General features: G+C 73.0%; 15 protein-coding genes. 11 read left to right on the top strand and 4 right to left on the bottom strand.

Annotated elements, in window-relative coordinates:
* On the top strand, positions 1 to 661 hold a 661-nt coding region (locus ACRDP3_RS05430; RefSeq protein ID WP_431515663.1), incomplete at its 5' end, for a small ribosomal subunit Rsm22 family protein.
* Positions 662 to 708: 47 nt separating this feature from the next.
* On the opposite strand, the gene ddaH is transcribed toward ACRDP3_RS05430, so the two are convergent.
* Positions 709 to 1,524, bottom strand: a complete 816-nt coding sequence (gene ddaH / locus ACRDP3_RS05425; protein WP_431515662.1) for a dimethylargininase — start codon at positions 1,522 to 1,524, stop codon at positions 709 to 711.
* A gap of 107 nt (positions 1,525 to 1,631) precedes the next feature.
* A complete protein-coding gene (locus ACRDP3_RS05420) occupies positions 1,632 to 2,519 on the bottom strand; it encodes a glycerophosphodiester phosphodiesterase (protein WP_431515661.1) in 888 nt (295 codons plus the stop codon).
* Between the two features lie 200 nt (positions 2,520 to 2,719).
* Between ACRDP3_RS05420 and ACRDP3_RS05415 the strand changes: the two genes are divergently transcribed.
* Positions 2,720 to 3,505 carry a bifunctional DNA primase/polymerase gene (locus ACRDP3_RS05415; protein WP_431515660.1) on the top strand — a complete coding sequence of 262 codons (786 nt, stop codon included), beginning with the start codon at positions 2,720 to 2,722 and terminating at the stop codon, positions 3,503 to 3,505.
* A gap of 42 nt (positions 3,506 to 3,547) precedes the next feature.
* Here ACRDP3_RS05415 and ACRDP3_RS05410 read toward each other — a convergent pair whose 3' ends face one another.
* Entirely contained in the window at positions 3,548 to 4,525 is a 978-nt protein-coding gene (locus tag ACRDP3_RS05410) for a hypothetical protein (protein WP_431515659.1), read from the bottom strand.
* Between the two features lie 119 nt (positions 4,526 to 4,644).
* Here ACRDP3_RS05410 and ACRDP3_RS05405 point away from each other — a divergent pair, with 119 nt between their 5' ends.
* Entirely contained in the window at positions 4,645 to 5,400 is a 756-nt protein-coding gene (locus ACRDP3_RS05405) for a CDP-alcohol phosphatidyltransferase family protein (protein WP_431515658.1), read from the top strand.
* Here the strand turns inward: ACRDP3_RS05405 and ACRDP3_RS05400 are convergent.
* On the bottom strand, positions 5,369 to 5,830 hold the full coding sequence (locus ACRDP3_RS05400; protein ID WP_431515657.1) for an adenylyltransferase/cytidyltransferase family protein: 462 nt from the start codon (positions 5,828 to 5,830) through the stop codon (positions 5,369 to 5,371). The genes ACRDP3_RS05405 and ACRDP3_RS05400 overlap by 32 nt on opposite strands.
* 197 nt (positions 5,831 to 6,027) lie before the next feature.
* Here ACRDP3_RS05400 and ACRDP3_RS05395 point away from each other — a divergent pair, with 197 nt between their 5' ends.
* Genes ACRDP3_RS05395 through ACRDP3_RS05360 form a run of 8 tightly spaced genes read left to right on the top strand, consistent with a single transcriptional unit; the run spans position 6,028 to position 16,322 of the window.
* Entirely contained in the window at positions 6,028 to 7,362 is a 1,335-nt protein-coding gene (locus ACRDP3_RS05395; protein ID WP_431515656.1) for a glycosyltransferase, read from the top strand.
* A gap of 8 nt (positions 7,363 to 7,370) precedes the next feature.
* A complete protein-coding gene (locus ACRDP3_RS05390; protein ID WP_431515655.1) occupies positions 7,371 to 9,062 on the top strand; it encodes a lipopolysaccharide biosynthesis protein in 1,692 nt (563 codons plus the stop codon).
* The gene (locus ACRDP3_RS05385) at positions 9,059 to 10,327 is read left to right on the top strand and encodes a hypothetical protein (RefSeq protein ID WP_431515654.1); all 1,269 of its coding nucleotides are present in this window, start codon (positions 9,059 to 9,061) and stop codon (positions 10,325 to 10,327) included. Before ACRDP3_RS05390 ends, ACRDP3_RS05385 begins: the two co-directional genes overlap by 4 nt.
* Positions 10,293 to 10,838, top strand: coding sequence for a putative colanic acid biosynthesis acetyltransferase (locus ACRDP3_RS05380; RefSeq protein ID WP_431515653.1), 546 nt, complete (start codon positions 10,293 to 10,295; stop codon positions 10,836 to 10,838). Before ACRDP3_RS05385 ends, ACRDP3_RS05380 begins: the two co-directional genes overlap by 35 nt.
* Positions 10,835 to 11,992, top strand: a complete 1,158-nt coding sequence (locus tag ACRDP3_RS05375) for a glycosyltransferase (RefSeq protein WP_431515652.1) — start codon at positions 10,835 to 10,837, stop codon at positions 11,990 to 11,992. Before ACRDP3_RS05380 ends, ACRDP3_RS05375 begins: the two co-directional genes overlap by 4 nt.
* The gene (locus tag ACRDP3_RS05370) at positions 11,985 to 13,475 is read left to right on the top strand and encodes a hypothetical protein (RefSeq protein WP_431515651.1); all 1,491 of its coding nucleotides are present in this window, start codon (positions 11,985 to 11,987) and stop codon (positions 13,473 to 13,475) included. Before ACRDP3_RS05375 ends, ACRDP3_RS05370 begins: the two co-directional genes overlap by 8 nt.
* Positions 13,463 to 14,995 carry a fibronectin type III domain-containing protein gene (locus ACRDP3_RS05365; protein WP_431515650.1) on the top strand — a complete coding sequence of 511 codons (1,533 nt, stop codon included), beginning with the start codon at positions 13,463 to 13,465 and terminating at the stop codon, positions 14,993 to 14,995. The genes ACRDP3_RS05370 and ACRDP3_RS05365 overlap by 13 nt, the downstream gene beginning before the upstream one ends.
* 16 nt (positions 14,996 to 15,011) lie before the next feature.
* Positions 15,012 to 16,322, top strand: a complete 1,311-nt coding sequence (locus tag ACRDP3_RS05360) for a glycosyl hydrolase family 28-related protein (RefSeq protein WP_431515649.1) — start codon at positions 15,012 to 15,014, stop codon at positions 16,320 to 16,322.
* The last annotated feature ends 23 nt before the right edge of the window (positions 16,323 to 16,345 follow it).

Genomic DNA, 16,345 nt, shown 5'->3' with positions numbered 1-16,345 from the left:
GTCCGGCGCTGCGGCGCTGCGCGGCACCGAGTGGCGGCGGCGGTCACTGCGCGCACCGGCGGAGCGGGCCGCCCTGCCCGTTGCCGACCTGCCGCCCGCCGACCTGGTCACCGTCTCCTACGTGCTGGGCGAACTCACAGAGGGGGACCGGCGTGCGGTCGTCGACGCGGCGGCCCGGGCGGGCAGCGCCGTGGTGCTGGCCGAGCCCGGCACGCCGGACGGCTACGCCCGGATCATCGCGGCCCGCGACCAGCTGATCAGCGCCGGGCTGCGGGTCCTCGCGCCCTGCCCGCACAGCGCTCGCTGCCCGATAGTGGCTGGTGCGGACTGGTGCCACTTCGCGGTCCGGGTAAACCGTTCCTCGCTGCACCGGCAGGTGAAGGGCGGCTCGCTGCCGTACGAGGACGAGAAGTTCAGCTATGTCGCCGCCGCACACCCCGGCCTCGCGGGCGGTCCCGCCCCGGCCCGTATCGTGCGCCGGCCGCAGACGCGCAAGGGCCAGGTGCTGCTGGACCTGTGCACCGCCGAGGACGGCCTGCGGCGCACGACCGTCACCAAGCGCCACGGCGCCGCCTACCGGCGGGCCCGCGACGCCCGCTGGGGCGACGCCTGGCCACCGGAGTCACCGGAGTCACCGGAGTCACCGGAGTCACCGGAGTGAGACACGGGTGCGCGCGGGGCGAATCCGCGCGCACCGTGCCCGCCGGGTCAGGCCGGACGCAGTTCGGCCGTCACGCACTTCACGCTGCCGCCCCCCTTCAGCAGCTCCGTCAGGTCGATGGGCAGCGGCTCGTAGCCGCGCTCCCGCAGCGGGTCGAAGAGGCCGACGGCGGCCTGCGGAAGCAGGACGTGGTGGCCGTCGCTGACCGAGTTCAGGCCGAAGGCCTCGGCGTCCGGCTCGGCGGCGATGAGGGCATCGGGGAAGAGCCGGGCGAGGACCGCCCGGCTGCCCGGGGAGAAGGCCGGCGGGTAGTACATGACCTCGTCGCCGCCCAGCACGCACAGTGCGGTGTCCAGGTGGTAGTAGCGAGGGTCGATCAGGTCGAGGCCGATCACCGGACGGCCGAAGAACTCCTGGACCTCGCCGTGCGAGAGCGGGCTGCTGCGGAAACCCCGCCCGGCCAGCAGCCAGGTGTCGGTCACCGCGAAGTCGCCCTCGCCCTCGTTGATGTGCTCCGGCTCGTGCACGTCCGCGAAGCCGTGCGCCCGGTACCAGGCGCGGTGGGCCGCCGCCTCGTCGGTGCGCTCCCGGTGGGCGAAGCGGGCACCGAGCACTCGGCCGTCGACGACGGTGGCGCCGTTGGCCGCGTAGACCATGTCGGGCAACCCGGGGAGCGGTTCCAGCTCCTCGACCGTGTGGCCCAGGGAGAGATAGCGGTCACGCAGTTCCTCCCACTGGGCGAGCGCGAGCGGGATGTCCACGGGTTTGCCGGGGTCCATCCACGGGTTGATGGAGTACGTGACGCGGAAGTGTGCCGGTGGGCACATCAGGTAGCGGCGGGGGGTGTAGCCGGGTCCGTACAACGAAGGCTCCTCACGGGGTCGACGCGCACTGTGTAGCGACCATGGTGCGCTGTGCGGAGCCTTCTCGCCGAGATCCGGACGGAAAGTTCTCGGGACAGCGCCAGGGATCACCGCCGGGGTGTGGCGTGCGGTGCCCGGGACCGCGCCGTTCGCCGCTCGGGCGTGTGCGCCAGCAGCCTCGGCGCGTCCGTCAGTACGCCGTCGCACCCCAGCCCCAGCACCCGGTCCCGGGCGGCCGTGGTGGTGACGGTGTGCGACCACACCCGCGGAACGCCCGAGTCGACGGCCCGCCGGATGTCGGCGGCGCGGGCGCGGTAGTCCACGCTGAGCATGTCGACCTCCTCGCGCCACCTCGCGGGCCGGTCCTCGCGCGCCTGCTTCACCGAACGCCACACCGAGGTCAGCAGACCCATCCGGTGGGCCCGCGCCGCCAGCGACAACCTGTTCGACTGGACGTACACCGCGTCCGTCAGGCCCCGTTCACGCACCAACCGGGCAAGCTTCTTCAGCCCGCCCCGGTCCTTGAGTTCGAGGTTCAGCACGATGCGTCCCCCGAAGCGGTCGAGTACGGCCCCGACCGTCGGCGGATGCTCCTGGTGCCAGCTGCCGGGCAGACCGGGGGAGGGCTGGAGCCGTACCCGCCGCCACTGGCTCCGCGTCAGCGCGCCGACCGGGCCCGACCCGTCCGTCGTACGGTCCAGGGCCGCGTCGTGCATCGCGACCAGCGTCCCGTCGCGCAGCGACCGCACATCGACGTCGAGTACCTGGGTGACGTTCCGCCGGTAGGTCGACAGCAGCCCGGCCATGCTGTTCTCCGGCACCTCCAGGGCACCGCCGCGGTGGGCCGCGTAGACCAGCCGCGGAAGCCCGCTGACGCGTGTGCGGCCGGCGGCGGCGTGGGGCGTGGCGGGGTAGGTCGGGGCGAGCGAGACGAGGGTAAGGAAGAGCAGGGAGACGACAGCGGCCCTGGTGGCCTCAACCGTGACCTTGACCATGGAGCCAAGCTATGGCGGCATTTCGGGGCATGCCGCTCAGGGGGCTCGTCGTGGGGCATTCGGGTGCACCCGGTGCCGCGCGCCGCCGTCGGTGCGGGAGGATGACGGCCAGTCAGCCGATCCGTGGATTCGCGCCTGAGGGTGCGCTGCGCTGCGTACCCTCGGAGGTCCACGGTTGTGGTCGCGGAGTGAGGCGGTAGATGGAAAGCGAGAGCAGGTTCGACCGGTGGCTGCGGCAGTTGGCGCGGACCGGCCCCAGGGCGAGGGGGAGGAGCGCCGGTGCCCTGGCCGACGCCGCCCGCGCCCGTACGGAACTCCTGCTGACCGCCGCCCGGGCCGGCTTCCCGCTCGCGCCCGCCGCCTATCCCTCGGGCTACGGCTGCTCCTGCGTCCGCATCGGCTGTCCCACGCCCGGACGCCACCCCGTCTCCTTCGCGTGGCACACCCAGGCCACCACCGACCCCGTACAGATCGCGGAATGGGCGCAGAGCCAGCCGCTGGCGAACTTCATCACCGCGACCGGCCGCGACCACGACGTGCTCGACGTACCGGCCGAGGCGGGCTGGGCCGCGCTGGAGCGGCTGGAGGCGGCGCAGGTGCCGCTCGGGCCGGTCGCCCTGTCCGGCGGCGACCGGATGCTCTTCTTCACCGCCACCCGCGGCACCCCCGACGACGAGGACGAGTGGTGGCCCTGCCAGCTGGACTGCCACCCCGAGACCATGGACGAGCACCCGGGGCTGCGCTGGCACTGCCGCGGCAGCTATGTGCCCGTACCGCCCGCCCGGCTGCCCGGGGCGGGTGCGCAGGCCGAGGTGCGCTGGGTACGGGCGCCGCAGGCGCAGGCCGGGGCCGGGTCGGTACCACCGGAAGCGCAGTCTGAGGGGCGGCCGGAGATACTGCCCGAACCGCTGACGCTGCTGGAGGCGCTCACCGACGCCTGTGCCGCCTACACGGGCGAGGAGACGGCACCCTGGCCGGTGCGCTGACGCGCTGACGGCGCGCCGCTCACTCTCGCCCTTGGCTGTTGCTCACTCGCCCTTGGCGGACGTGAGCCCGTCGATCCGGTTGAGGAAGCCGATCTCGTCGCCGGCGTTCTTCGCGGGCACCGTCACGGCCTGTTCGGAGACCCTGATGTAGGTCACCGACTGCTTGGGCGTGCCGGTCATCAGGGCCTTCACCAGCGGGTCCTTGACCTGCGGCTGATAGCCCTTGGCGACGGTCTGCTTGGTGTGGTGGTGCGAAGCGAAGAAGACCAGCGCCCCACCGCCCTGTGTGCGCAGCCCGAACGGCGCGTACTGGGGCGGCTCGGCAGCCTGGTCGGCGTACTCGGTCCGGGTACCCGGCCGCTTCTCCGCGTTCTTCCGCTCCGCGCGCCGCGCGCTCGTGTGCTTGCCGGGCGCGAAGTCGCCCGTACCCTCCTGGAGATAGCTCACGTACGCGTCGCTCAGCTTGTCCGGATCGATGGCGAGCTTGGAGCCGCCGCTCGTCGGCACGGCCTTCACATGGCCGTCCTTGCCGGTGACGAAGTCCGGTATCTCGCCCGGTTCGAGTACCGCCAGGTACGACGCCTTCCAGTCGGCCTTGGCGCTGTCGCGCTGGAAGACGAGCAGCCAGCGGCCGTTGGCCGTGCGGTTGCTCTTGGTGTCGGCGACGAAGAATTTCGGCCAGCCCGCCTGCTTGGGGATCAGGAAGCGCGCGTCGCTCAGTCTCAGCGGCTGGTACTTCGGGTTGCCCCCGGGCTGGACCTCCTTGCGCGAGGAGAGTCCGGCCTGGTCGATGGCGCCGAGGGCGCCGGTCTCGATGGTGGTGCTCAGCTTGGCGTCGTAGCTCTCGCTGGCCTTGTTGTTGGTGGCGGTGAAGTTCTTGAGGACCTTCTCCGCGTCCGGTTCCGACACCGCGGGGATCACGGCGTTCTCGCCGTGCACCGTCACGCACCCCGACAGCGTCGCCGTCAGCACCGCCGTGGCCGCCGAAGCCACCAGCAGCCGCGCCTGTCGCACCTTCATCCTCGTCACCCTCCCGGCCGCCTCGCAGTACCGCACCTTATCGCCCGGCCGCCGGACCCTCGTCCACCGCCTGCTCGGTTCACCGGCACCGCGGCCGAGGCCGGCGCCGGTATGACATCATGCGCGGCAATCGGGGTGGATCTCAGGGGGGCCTGGTGGCGACGCACCGCGGAAGGTTCGGCACGGCACTCGGCGAGCTGCGGGAGGCGCAGAAGACGGCGAAGGGGGTCTCGCTCTACTCCCGTTACGTCAACCGCCCGGCCGGGCGCGTGCTCGCCGCGGCGTCCCACCGGGCCGGGCTGACCCCGAACCAGGTCACCCTGATCAGCGGCGCCTGCAGCTTCGCCGGGATCATCGCGCTGGCTCTGCTGCCGCCCTCCTGGCCCCTGGCCCTCGCGGTGTACGCGGCGCTCGCCGTGGGCTTCGCCTTCGACTCCGCGGACGGGCAGCTGGCCCGGCTGCGCAAGGAGAGCAGCGCGGCGGGGGAGTGGCTGGACCACGTGGTGGACTGCGCCAAGATCACGGCGCTGCACGCCGCCGTGCTCGTCTCCTTCTACCGGTTCTTCGAACTGCCCTCTCCGGCCTGGCTGCTGCTGCCGCTCGCCTTTCAGCTCGCGGCGGTGCTCCTCTTCTTCGGCGGGCTGCTCACCGCGAAGCTGCTGCCCCGCCCGGGCGTCGCAGCCGCCGCGCCCGCACCCTCCCGGGTCCGTGCCGCGGCGCTGCTTCCCGTCGACTACGGCGTCTTCTGCGCCGTCTTCCTGCTGCTGGGCGGCGAAGCGGTCTTCCTCGCCGGCTACACGCTGTTCTTCGCGGCCCACGTGCTCTTCCTGTGCGCGTTCCTCGTCAAGTGGTTCCGGGAGCTGTCCGCGCGGTAGCGGGTGCCGGCGCGGACAGGGCGTCCAGGGCCCGGCGCAGCTGGGTGCTGGAGGTGTGCATCGTGTACGGGAAGTAGACGATCTCGACCCCGACCGTGCTGAACGCGGCCTCCAGCCGGTCGCCCTTCGGCGTGCCCCGCCAGTCGTCGCCCTTGAACAGCACGTCGAACCGGACCTGTTGCCAGGTGACCAGTTTGTCCGGAACGGTCTCCACGAACGCGGCGTCCACGTGGCGGATGCTGCGCACGATCTCCAGCCGCTCCACCAGCGGGACCACCGGCGCCCGGCCCTTGGCCAGTTCGGCCATCTCGTCGGAGACGACGCCGGCGACGAGATAGTCGCAGCGGCTGCGGGCGTGCCGCAGCAGATTGAGATGCCCGACGTGGAACAGGTCGTACGCGCCGGGCGCATAGCCCACCGTATGTGTCATCGGAAACCCCCCAGTCACCGGATTCGGTACGACGAATCCCCGAAAAGCCGCAGGAGTACCCCCGGCATGCCGTCGTAGGCGCCGATCAAATCACAACCCGGCGTCAGGAGGGATGGGTTGAGGGGATGAGTGGGGAAATGCCGTTAGAGTGCGAGTTGGGGAACCGAAAGGGGAAGTTGTGGGGGAGGGACCGCGTCATGCCGGAATACGGTGACGGGCGGCCGCGCAGACGGCTGCTGCTGATATCGACCAACTACGCGCCGGAGCAGGCCGGAATCGGCCCGTACGCGACGCAGATCGCCGAACACTGGGCCGCGCGCCCGGAGTACGACGTGCATGTGCTGGCCGGAATGCCGCACTATCCGTCCTGGCGCACCGACCCGGCCTACCGGGGGGTCTGGCGGGCCGAAGAGATACGCGCCGGCGTCCGGGTGCACCGGAGGCGGCACACCGTGCCGCCGCGGCAGACCGCCGTGCGCCGGGCACTGTACGAGGCGTCGATCCTGGCGCACGGACTCCTCGCGCCGCCCCGGATGCGCCGCCCGGACGCGGTCGTGGCCCAGCTGCCGAGCTTGGCGGGCGGCGTGCTGGCCGCGCGGCTCGCCAGGCGCCACCGGGTGCCGTTCATACCCGTCGTGCAGGACCTGATGGGAGCCGCCGCCGCGCAGAGCGGCATCCGCGGCGGTGACCGGGCGGCGACGGCGGCCGCCGCCGTCGAGCGGCAGGTGCTGCGGCAGGCCACCCTCGTCGGCGTCATCCACGAGAGCTTCACCGACCGCGTCGCGGCCATGGGCGTGGCGCCCGCCCGTATCCGGCTCGTTCCCAACTGGTCTCATGTGACGGGGCCTTCGGGCGATCGGGCCGCCACCCGGAAGCGGCTGGGCTGGCGCGAGGACAGCACCGTCGTGCTGCACTCGGGCAACATGGGCCTCAAGCAGGGCCTGGAGGTGCTGGTGGAGGCCGCGCGCCTGGCCCCGCAGGTGCGGGTGGTGCTGATGGGCGACGGCAACCAGCACGAGCGGCTGCGCGGGCTCGCCGCGGGGCTGCCCAACCTCGAGTTCCTGCCGCCCGCCGACGAGGCCGACTTCACCGACGTGCTGGCCGCGGCCGACGTGCTCGTCGTCACCCAGCGCGCCTCGGTCCAGGACATGAGCATTCCCTCCAAGCTCACCTCCTACTTCACGACCGGCCGGCCCGTCGTCGGCTCGGTCGCGGACGGCGGCGGCACCGCCGGCGAACTGCGCCGCTCGGGAGCCGCGGTGCTGGTGCCGCCCGAGGACCCGCGGGCACTGCTGGACGCGGTTGCCGCGCTGGCCGCCGACCCGGCCGCCGCCGACGGACTCGGCGCCCACGGGCCGCGCTACGTCGAGAGTCAGCTGAGCCGGGAAGCCGGGCTCGCCCGGATCAGCGCGCTGCTGGAGGAGGCGCTGGAACAAGGGACCACGCCTGCCCGGGTCACGCGTGCCCGGACCGCTCATCCTCCGGTCGTCACGGCACCGGTCACCCCTGCACCGGTCACCCCACAGGGCTAGGAGGTCTCGTGCACAGAAGTCAGGAGCCGCGCCACGTACGCCTCGACGGCCCGGCGCAGGCGTACCCGCCGGCATCGCAGCGGGACGAGCCGGATCAGCTGCGGGACCAGTTCCAGCAGCTGTTCCGCTACCGGGCACTGGTGCTGCTCGGGCTGTTGCTCGGGCTGCTCGGCGGTGCCTGGCTGGGGGTCGTCGGCAACGGGTCCTACGCCGCCGTCGGCGAGGTGACGCTGCGCCAGCCGACCGTCGACCCCTTCGCGGCCGGCGGCAAGCCCGCCGACGCGGGCATCAGCATCGAGTCGGAGCGGCAGGCGGCCATGGGCAGCGCGGTCACGAAGCTCGCCGCCGCCCGGCTCGGCGAGCGGGGGGAGGGCGAAGAGGGGGAGGGGGCCAACGGCGGTGCCCGCCTGCAGTCCGGGCTGGAGGTGACCAACCCGCCGGAGACGACGATCCTGCGCTTCACCTACACCGCCGACTCCGCGGACGGCAGCGCCGACCGTGCCAACGCCTTCGCCCGCGCCTTCCTCGACAACCGTGAGAAGGAGACCAAGGCGCAGGTCGAGAAGATGCTCGACCGCTACCGCGACCAGCGTCGGCCGCTGCTCGGCCAGCGCGGCCGGAGCGAGTCCGTCGACGCCCAGCTCGCGGTGCTCGACAGCAAGATCGCCGACCTGACCGCTCTGGACACCACCTCCGGAACCGTCGTGCGCAGCGCTCTTCCGCCGACCTCACCCGCGGGGCCCGGGCTGCCCATGCTGACCGGCCTCGGCGCCGCCGCCGGACTGCTGCTCGGCTTGCTCGCCGCCTGGGTGCGGCTCGTCTTCGACCCGGCCGCGCGCTCCGCCGGCGATGTCGTGCGCGCCCTGGGCGCGCCCGTACTGGGCACCCTGCCGCACCGCCGCCGGGCCGGGCCGCTGCTGGCCACCGGGAGGACCGCCGAGGAGTACCGCTCGATGGCCTTCCGGCTCGCTTGCGACCAGCGCCTCGTGGACCGGCCACGGTCGGTGCTCGTCGTCGCCCCGCGCGGCAGCGGGACCACCGCGGCGGCGGTCTCCGTCAATCTCGCCGCCTCCTTCGTCGAGATGGACCACGACGTGCTGCTCGTCGAGGCCGACCTGCGCACACCGTCCCTCACCGAGCGACTGCGCTCCGCCGAAGGGATCCGGCCGGGCTGGGCCCGCAGGCCCGCACGGGGCGACGGCGGCTGGCCCACCGGGCTGCAGATCCCCATCGACGCGGGTGAGTCGGGCGCCTTCGACCTGGTGCCGGGAGCGCGGGTGCGCAACGCCGCCCGGGCCCTCAGCTCCGCGCCCGCCGGGGAGTTGCTGGCCGCCGCCGACGAACCCGGCACGACCGTGGTGGTGTACGCGCCGGCGATGCTCTCCTACGCCGACGCCGTCGCCCTCGCCGACCGGGTCGGCGGCGTACTCGTCGTGTGCAGGCCGGGCGACGTGCACCGCGCCGACCTCGAACGCATCCGGGAGCTGGTCACGGGTACCGGCGGCACCGTACTCGGCGCGGTGCTGCACTCCCAGCGCGAGGGCGCGGACGGCGCCCATGTGCCGGATGCGGCAGGACCGCCGGCGTCGGGCCCGCCGGCAGGCACGACTGCCGAACGGGGCACCGACCTGCTCACCGGCCGGCCCACCGTGCTGGACGCCGACCCGGAACCGTCCGGCGGCCGGGTCCCCCGGAGGTGACCCCGGCCTCCCCGTACCGCGGACCGGGCACCCGCGCCGCCGTCCTGTGCTCCGTGGCCGACCAGGGTGTGGCCGCCTTCACCAACATCGCGGTGCTCATCGTCGCCGCCCGGCTCTCCAGTGCCCGCGACTTCGCCGTCTTCTCCCTCGTCTACATGGCCGGCACCGTGCTGCTGGGGCTGGCCGGAGGCTATGTCGGGCAGGCCTTGGTCCTGCTGCGCGGCGACGCCGCACGTGACGCCTGCCGCTCCGCCGTGGCCTTCACCGGCTACGCGTCCTGCGCCGTCGGCTGCACCGCCGCCGCCGTGCTGGCCCTGCTGCCCGGCGACACCTCGCGGGCGCTGGCGGTGCTCGGCCTGGTGCTGCCCGCCGTGCTCAGCCAGGACGGGCTGCGCTACTGCTTCTCGGCGCTGCGGCTGCCCCACCGTGCCCTGGCCGCCGACCTGCTGCGACTGGCGGTCACCCTTCCCGCGCTCGCACTCCAGCCCGAGGGCAGCGGAGCCGCCCGGCTGGTGGCGGTCTGGGGGCTCTCCGCGCTGCCCGCCCTCGCACTCGGCGGCTTCCTGCTCGCCCCCCGGCTGCGCGGTGCGCGCGGCGCACCGCGGCAGTTGCTGCGACGCGGCCATCTGGGCCGCCGCTTCGCGGTGGAGTTCGCCGTCGGCAACGGGTCCAGCCAGCTGGCCATCATCGGACTGGGGCTGCTGACCGGCCCGTTGACGGTGGGCGCCCTGCGCGGTGCCGCCGCCCTCTTCGGACCGGTCAACGTCCTCTGCAACGCGGCCACCGCCTTCGGCCCGCCGCTGCTCCAGCCCGTCAGCGGTGTCCGGCGCACCGTCCGCAGGACCGGGGCACTCGCCGCCCTGCTCCTCCTCGCGGTCGCCGCCTGGACGGTGCTGCTCACCGCCCTACCGGGCCACATCGGGCGTCAACTCCTCGGCGACACCTGGGCAGCCGCGTCCGCGCTGTTGCCCGCGACCGGCAGCCAGTACGCGGGGATCGCGCTCGCCACCAGCGCACTGCTCACCCTGCGCGTGCTCCGGCCCCGGTCCACCCTGCCCATCCAGGTGGTCTTCTCGCTCGCCGCGGTCACCTTCCTGGCCGGCGGCTTCATCCTGGGCGGCGCCCTCGGTGCGGCCTGGGGGCTGTGCCTGGGCTCGGCGCTCAAGGCGGTGGCCCTGTGGCTGCGCACCGCCTCCGTCAGCAACAGCAAGGAGAGAGGGGAATCCAGCCATGACCGACCGCGACCTGCGGGGCTTCTCGGGTGAGGGCTACGACAAGGGCCGCCCGCTGCTGGTGCAGGCGCTCTGGTTCGCCGTGCTCCATCTGGCCTTCCGCGCCTGGTGGTTCCCCGCCCGGCTGCGGCCCCCGCTGCTGCGTGCCTTCGGCGCCCGGATCGGCTCCCGGGTCCTCATCCGGCACGGCGTGCGCGTGCAGTGGCCCTGGAAGCTGACAGTCGGCGACGACGTGTGGATCGGCGAGGACGCCTGGCTGATCAACCTGGAACCCATCACCGTCGAATCCGACGTCTGCGTCTCCCAGGGCGCCCTGCTGTGTACGGGCAGCCATCAACGCCGCTCGCCCACCTTCGAGTTCGACAACGGACCGATCCGGCTTCGGTCCGGCTCCTGGGTCGCGGCCCGCGCGATCGTGCTGCGCGGCGTCACCGTCGGCGAGGGTGCGGTGGTCGGCGCGGGCGCGGTGGCGCACCGCGACGTGGCGGCGGATGACGTGCTCGCCGCGGGAGCGGGAGCGCGCGCCGCGGGCGGCGAGCGGTGAAGGTCGCCCACGTCGTCACCCTCGTCAGCGACGGCGGTGCCTACGGCGGCCCGGTGAGCGTGGCCACCGCGCAGCTCGGCGAACTCGCCGCCCGTGGGCACCGGACCGTACTGCTGTCGCTGTGGCGCGGCCGTGCCGCAGTGCCCCACAGCTGGGACGGCGTGCCGCTGCGCGCCCGCCGCGCCCGCGCTCTGGTGCCGGGCACCGGCTTCCTCGGCCTGCTCAACCCCCGCCTGCTGACCGACCTGTGGCACCACCTCGGCCGCGCCGACCTCGTCCATGTGCACGCGGGCCGCGATCTGGTCTCCCTCTCCGCGCTCGCCGTGGCCGCGCTGCGCCGCCGCCCCCTGGTCGTGCAGACCCACGGGATGGTGCAGCCGCGCGGCGGCGCCCTCGCGCGCCTCTTCGACCGGCTGTACGTGCCGCTGCTGCGCCGGGCCCGCGCCTGCCTGGTCCTGACCGAGGAGGAAGGGGCCGGTCTCGCCCGGGTGCTGGGCCCCGGAGGGCCGCCGCTGCACCGGGTGCGCAACGGAGTGGCGCGCCGGCCTGCTGCCGCTCGAAGCGAACAGCCCACGCCAGAGGTGCTCTTCCTCGCCCGGCTGCACCCGGTCAAGCGGCCCGAGGCGTTCGTCGAGGCGGCCGTGCTCGTCACCGCCGAACGGCCCGGCGTCACCTTCACGCTGCACGGCGCCGACGAGGGTTCGCTGGCCGGCGTCACCCGGCTCATCACCCGGCACGGGCTCACCTCCGCGGTGCGCTACGCCGGAGCGGTCGGCCATCCGGACGCCCTGCGCCGTCTCGCGGAAGCCGCCGTCTACGTGCTGCCCAGCCGCAGTGAGGTCTTCCCCGTCAGTCTCCTCGAGGCTCTGGCGGCCGGCACCCCGACCGTCTGCACGGAAGGGTGCGCCATCGCCGGTGAACTCGCCGCGCGCGGTGCCACGGTCGTCACCGACGGCACTCCGCGCGCGCTCGCCGACGCCGTGCTGGGCCTCCTCCAGGACCCCGGCCACGCCCGCGGCGTCGCGGCGGCGGGACTCCGCGCCGTGGACGAGCTGTACTCCGCCGCGGCCGTCGCCGACCGGCTGGAGAAGCTGTACGCGGAGCACCTGGACGCCGTGGAGCCGTGCGCGGAGGAGCTGAACCGCGGTGCCTGAGCGCGAGGACATCGAGGGCGTCAGCCTGACCGCCGCCTGCTGCTGGGGACTGCTGGCCGTGCTGCTGCTCCCCGCCGCCGTGCTGTACTCCACCGACACCCGGGTCGGTGTCGCGCTGGTACTCCAGTGCGTCGTCGTCGTGCACACCGGCGGCGCCCTGGCCTGGGTACTCGCCGGTCCCACGGTGCGGCTGATGGCCTTCGGATTCTGGCTGTTCGGCTACATCTGGCTCGGACTCGCACCTCTCGCGATGCTGGCCACCGACAGTTATCCGCTGGGCTTCGTCGTCGGCCAGGGCACCGCGGCCACGGCCTGCGCGATCGTGGAGACCGGCCTGCTCGCCTACTCGGCGGGCGCGGCGGCGGCCCGCTACCGCCGGGACCGTACCTCTGTCGTGCTCGAACCCCTGCTGGCGCGCCGCATCCCGCCCGGCCGCGCACTGCTGCTGGGCGTCGCCGCGCTGCTGATCGCCGCCGTGCTGATCCCCCAACTGGGCGGCATCGGGGCGTTCTTCACCAGCCGGCAGGCCGTCAACGAGACCGCGGCCGCCGCCAGCGGCGGGGACAGCGCGAGCCGCGCCCTCTCCCAGTGGGCCCTGTCGGTGCCCGCCTTCTGGGCGCTGCTGGCCCTGCTCCACGTCCGCCGGCGGCCCGGCGGCGACCGGTTGCTGCGCGGGCTGCGCTGGGCCCTGCTGCCCGCACTGCTCGCCCTCGCCGTCGTCGTCGACAACCCCGTCAGCCAGCCGCGCTTCTGGGCCGGCACCGTCCTGCTCACGCTGCTGTTCAGCCTGCCCGCGCTGCGCCGGCCGCACGGCTTCCGCATCGCCGCCGCGGCGATGGTCACCGCGGTGCTGGTGGTCTTCCCTTACGGCGACTACTTCCGCGCCGACGAGCGCGAGCCGGTGCGTCTGCTCTCCCTCGCCGAGCAGTTCACCACCAACGGCGACTACGACGCCTACCAGCAGCTGCAGACCGGCGTCAGTCTGCGGCAGCAGACCGGTTACGCGCCGGAGTCGGCGCTCGGGCCGCCGCTCTTCTTCGTGCCGCGCGCGACGTGGCCGGGCAAACCGGAGGACACCGGCAGCAGGCTGGCCCGGCATGCGGGCTACCGCTTCGAGAACCTGTCGGCGCCCCTGTGGGCCGAGACCTATCTGTGGGCCGGATTCCCCATGGTGGCCCTGGTGTTCGGGCTGTACGGGGCGCTGGTGCGCAGGATCGACGACGTGCGGCACCGGTTGCGCGAGCAGCACGGCAGCCTCGCCGTGCTGCTCGTACCGGCCCTCGCCTTCTTCCAGCTCATCCTGCTGCGCGGGTCCCTGATGGCGAGTATGGGACCGCTCGCCCTTTTGATCCTCATTCCACTGTGCGTGAGCGGTCGGGGTGGATATCGTGTGCGGAAGGGGTCCGGGGGGACGTCGGCGGTGCCGACGTCGGTTCCTTCTTGGGGAGTTGCCTATCGCTGGGGGGATCCATGCGAAGACTGAGAATCCTGGGCTGTCTGGTCGCGGCCTTTTCCATGGTGGGTGCCGTGACGGCGCTGGCGGTCGATCCGGCGGGTTCACCGGGCCGTGCGCAAGCGGCGGCGGAGGACACCACGCTGACCGCCGATCCGATGCCGACCTGGCAGACCGACGGCATCGTCTGGAGCGTCGCCCACGCGAACGGTGTGGTCTACGCGGGCGGCGTCTTCAGCAACGTACGCCCGCCCGGGGCCGCTCCCGGCGAACAGCAGGTCGCGCGGAAGAACTTCGCGGCCTTCGACGCCACCACCGGCGAACTGCTGCCCTGCGCCCCCGCCTTCACCGGCGGAACGGGCTCGGTGCGCGCCATGAAGCCGTCGCCGGACGGTGAAGTGCTCTACGTCGGCGGCTCCTTCGGCACCGTCACCACCGGCGGCGAGGAGACCGCGGTGAGCAACGCCGTCGCCTTCGACACCGCGGACTGCACGCTGCGCGACGACTTCCGGCCCGGCGTGGCCGCGACCGTGCGGGCTGTCGACGCCACCGCGGACGCGGTCTATCTCGGCGGTGACTTCCCCACCGTCGACGGCCAGCCCCGGCAGCGGATCGCAGCCCTCGGCCCGGCGGGCGCACTGCTGCCCTTCCGCGCCACCGTCGACAAGGCGGTACGGGCGGTCACCGCGGCCCCCGAGCACGGCAAGATCATCATCGGCGGCGACTTCAACACGGTGAACGGCGCGAGCGTGCACGCCCTGGTCTCCCTCGACCCCGCCAGCGGGAACACCAACCAGACCTTCCCCGGCTGGATCGAGCCGAGGTCGGTGGTGAAAGCGCTGAACCGGGACGACACCAACTTCTATCTCGGCGCCGAGGGCGACGGACACAAGGTCTTCGACGGCAGGATCGCCGCGTCGCTCACCACCGGCGCCCGCAAGTGGACGGACATCTGTTACGGCGCGACGCAGGCCGTGGTGCCCTACCGCGGTGCGCTCTACAGCGGCTCGCACGCGCACAACTGCGAGGACACACCCGGCGGCTTCCCCGACAACAACATCCGGCAGCATCTGCTGGCCAACTCGATCGCCGACAGCTCGATCCAGATCTGGTTCCCGCAGACCAACGGCGGCCTCGGGGAGCAGCTCGGGCCCCGCGCCATGGTCATGGCGGGCGACATCCTGTGGACGGGCGGCGAGTTCACCACCGTCCACAGCAAGCCGCAGCAGTCGCTGACCCGCTTCCCCGCCGCCCCCGACACCGGCGCCCCCCAGGTCCCCGTGCTCAGCGGCGAGAGCACCACGGCCGGCAAGGTCAGACTGAGCTGGAAGGCCTCCTGGGACCGTGACGACCCCGTCCTCACCTACCGGATCATCCGTGACGGCGAGTTCTACAAGTCCGTGGACGCCCAGTCGCGGTACTGGGACCGGCCGACCATGGGCATGACCGACACCGTTCCGTCCAACTCCACCCACCGGTATTCACTCGAAGTCACCGACGGAGACAACCTCTCGGGCCGCAACGGCCCCGTGAGCGTCACGGCGCGATAGCACGACAGGGGCACGCATGGCACGTACGGCCGTCACCCGCAGGACCCTGCTCACCTCGGGCGCCGCCGCCGTCGCGGCCCTAGGGGTGACGAGCTGTACGGCCGGCAGCGGCGGCGAGAGCGGCGAGGACGACGCGAAGGGAATCCGTTCCGGCGGCAGACCCGCGGGCAAGTCGGTCGTCGACGTGGTCGCCGACTTCGGGGCCCGGGGCGACGGGCGCAGCGACGACAGTGAGGCGTTCGAGAAGGCGTACCGGCACGCGGCCGCACGGGTGACGGGCGGCGTCGGGCGTACGGTCATCGCCGTACCGCCCGGCGCCTACCTGATCCGGCGCCCCCGCGCGCTGCTCGACGGCGGCGACCCGGACCGGCGGGCCAACGGGCTGCGCTTCATGGGCGCGGGCAAGCGGATCTCGGAGATCATCTTCCAGCCGGACAAGGACGGTGCCGCGGACGCCTTCCTCTGCCACAACGACAACATGTGGGCCAACCTCAAGTTCGAGCAGCTGCGCTTCCGTTCCGCCACCCCCGGCGCGTCCTTCTTCTCCTCCTACTCCGAAGGGCAGGCGCAGGACTACCGGTTCAGCGAATGCGAGTGGACCGGTGAGTGGACGTACGGGCTGGCGCTGGACGGCAGCAACACCAACTCCGAGATGCGCTGGGACGCCTGCCGGGTCGGCGGCGCCTACCGCAAGGCGTTCCTCTACTCGGGGCTCTCCAAGCGCTCACGGGACAAGAAACAGCAGGACCAGTTCCTGAACTACTGGTTCAGCGACATGAAGGTCGAGTACGAGTGGGGGAACTTCCTGGAATTCCTCTACGGCGGCTCCATCACCTGCCGCGGCGGCTCCTACATCGTCACCGGGCGCCGCCCCGGCCCGGCCGGCGACTACGGCCGGACCAGCACCTTCTTCCGCTTCCCGCGCGCCGAGCACGCCGACTCCGTGCAGCGCTTCCACGCCGAGGACATCCGCTTCGAGGTGCGCGACCCGGATGTGCGGATCATCGACTGCACCTGGGACGCGGGCACCGTGCACTTCAACGACTGTGACGACACCTCGAACGCCTTCAAGAGCTTCTCCGCGGGCATCTCCCCGCACCGCTACCGCACCGGCGCAAACGGCCCCATGATCCGCTACGACATGTGCAGTCTCGTCGGCCACCACCGGTACGAGACCGGCACCCGGAAACCCGGCGCCCCGCCCCTGGCCCGCTACGACATGTGCGCCTTCCGCAGCCACCCCCAGCGGGACTTCGCCGAGATCCGGGGGAGCGGGGCGGGCGACAAGGGGGCCGAGGTGCGCTTCACCGACTGCACCGGCCACTGACCGCCCGCCCCCCGGGCCCGCCC

It is taken from the genome of Streptomyces sp., assembly GCF_050698815.1.
Lineage (GTDB): Bacteria > Actinomycetota > Actinomycetes > Streptomycetales > Streptomycetaceae > Streptomyces.
The sequence above is the reverse complement of the archived record's forward strand: the minus strand, read 5'-3'. Positions and strand labels throughout refer to the sequence as shown.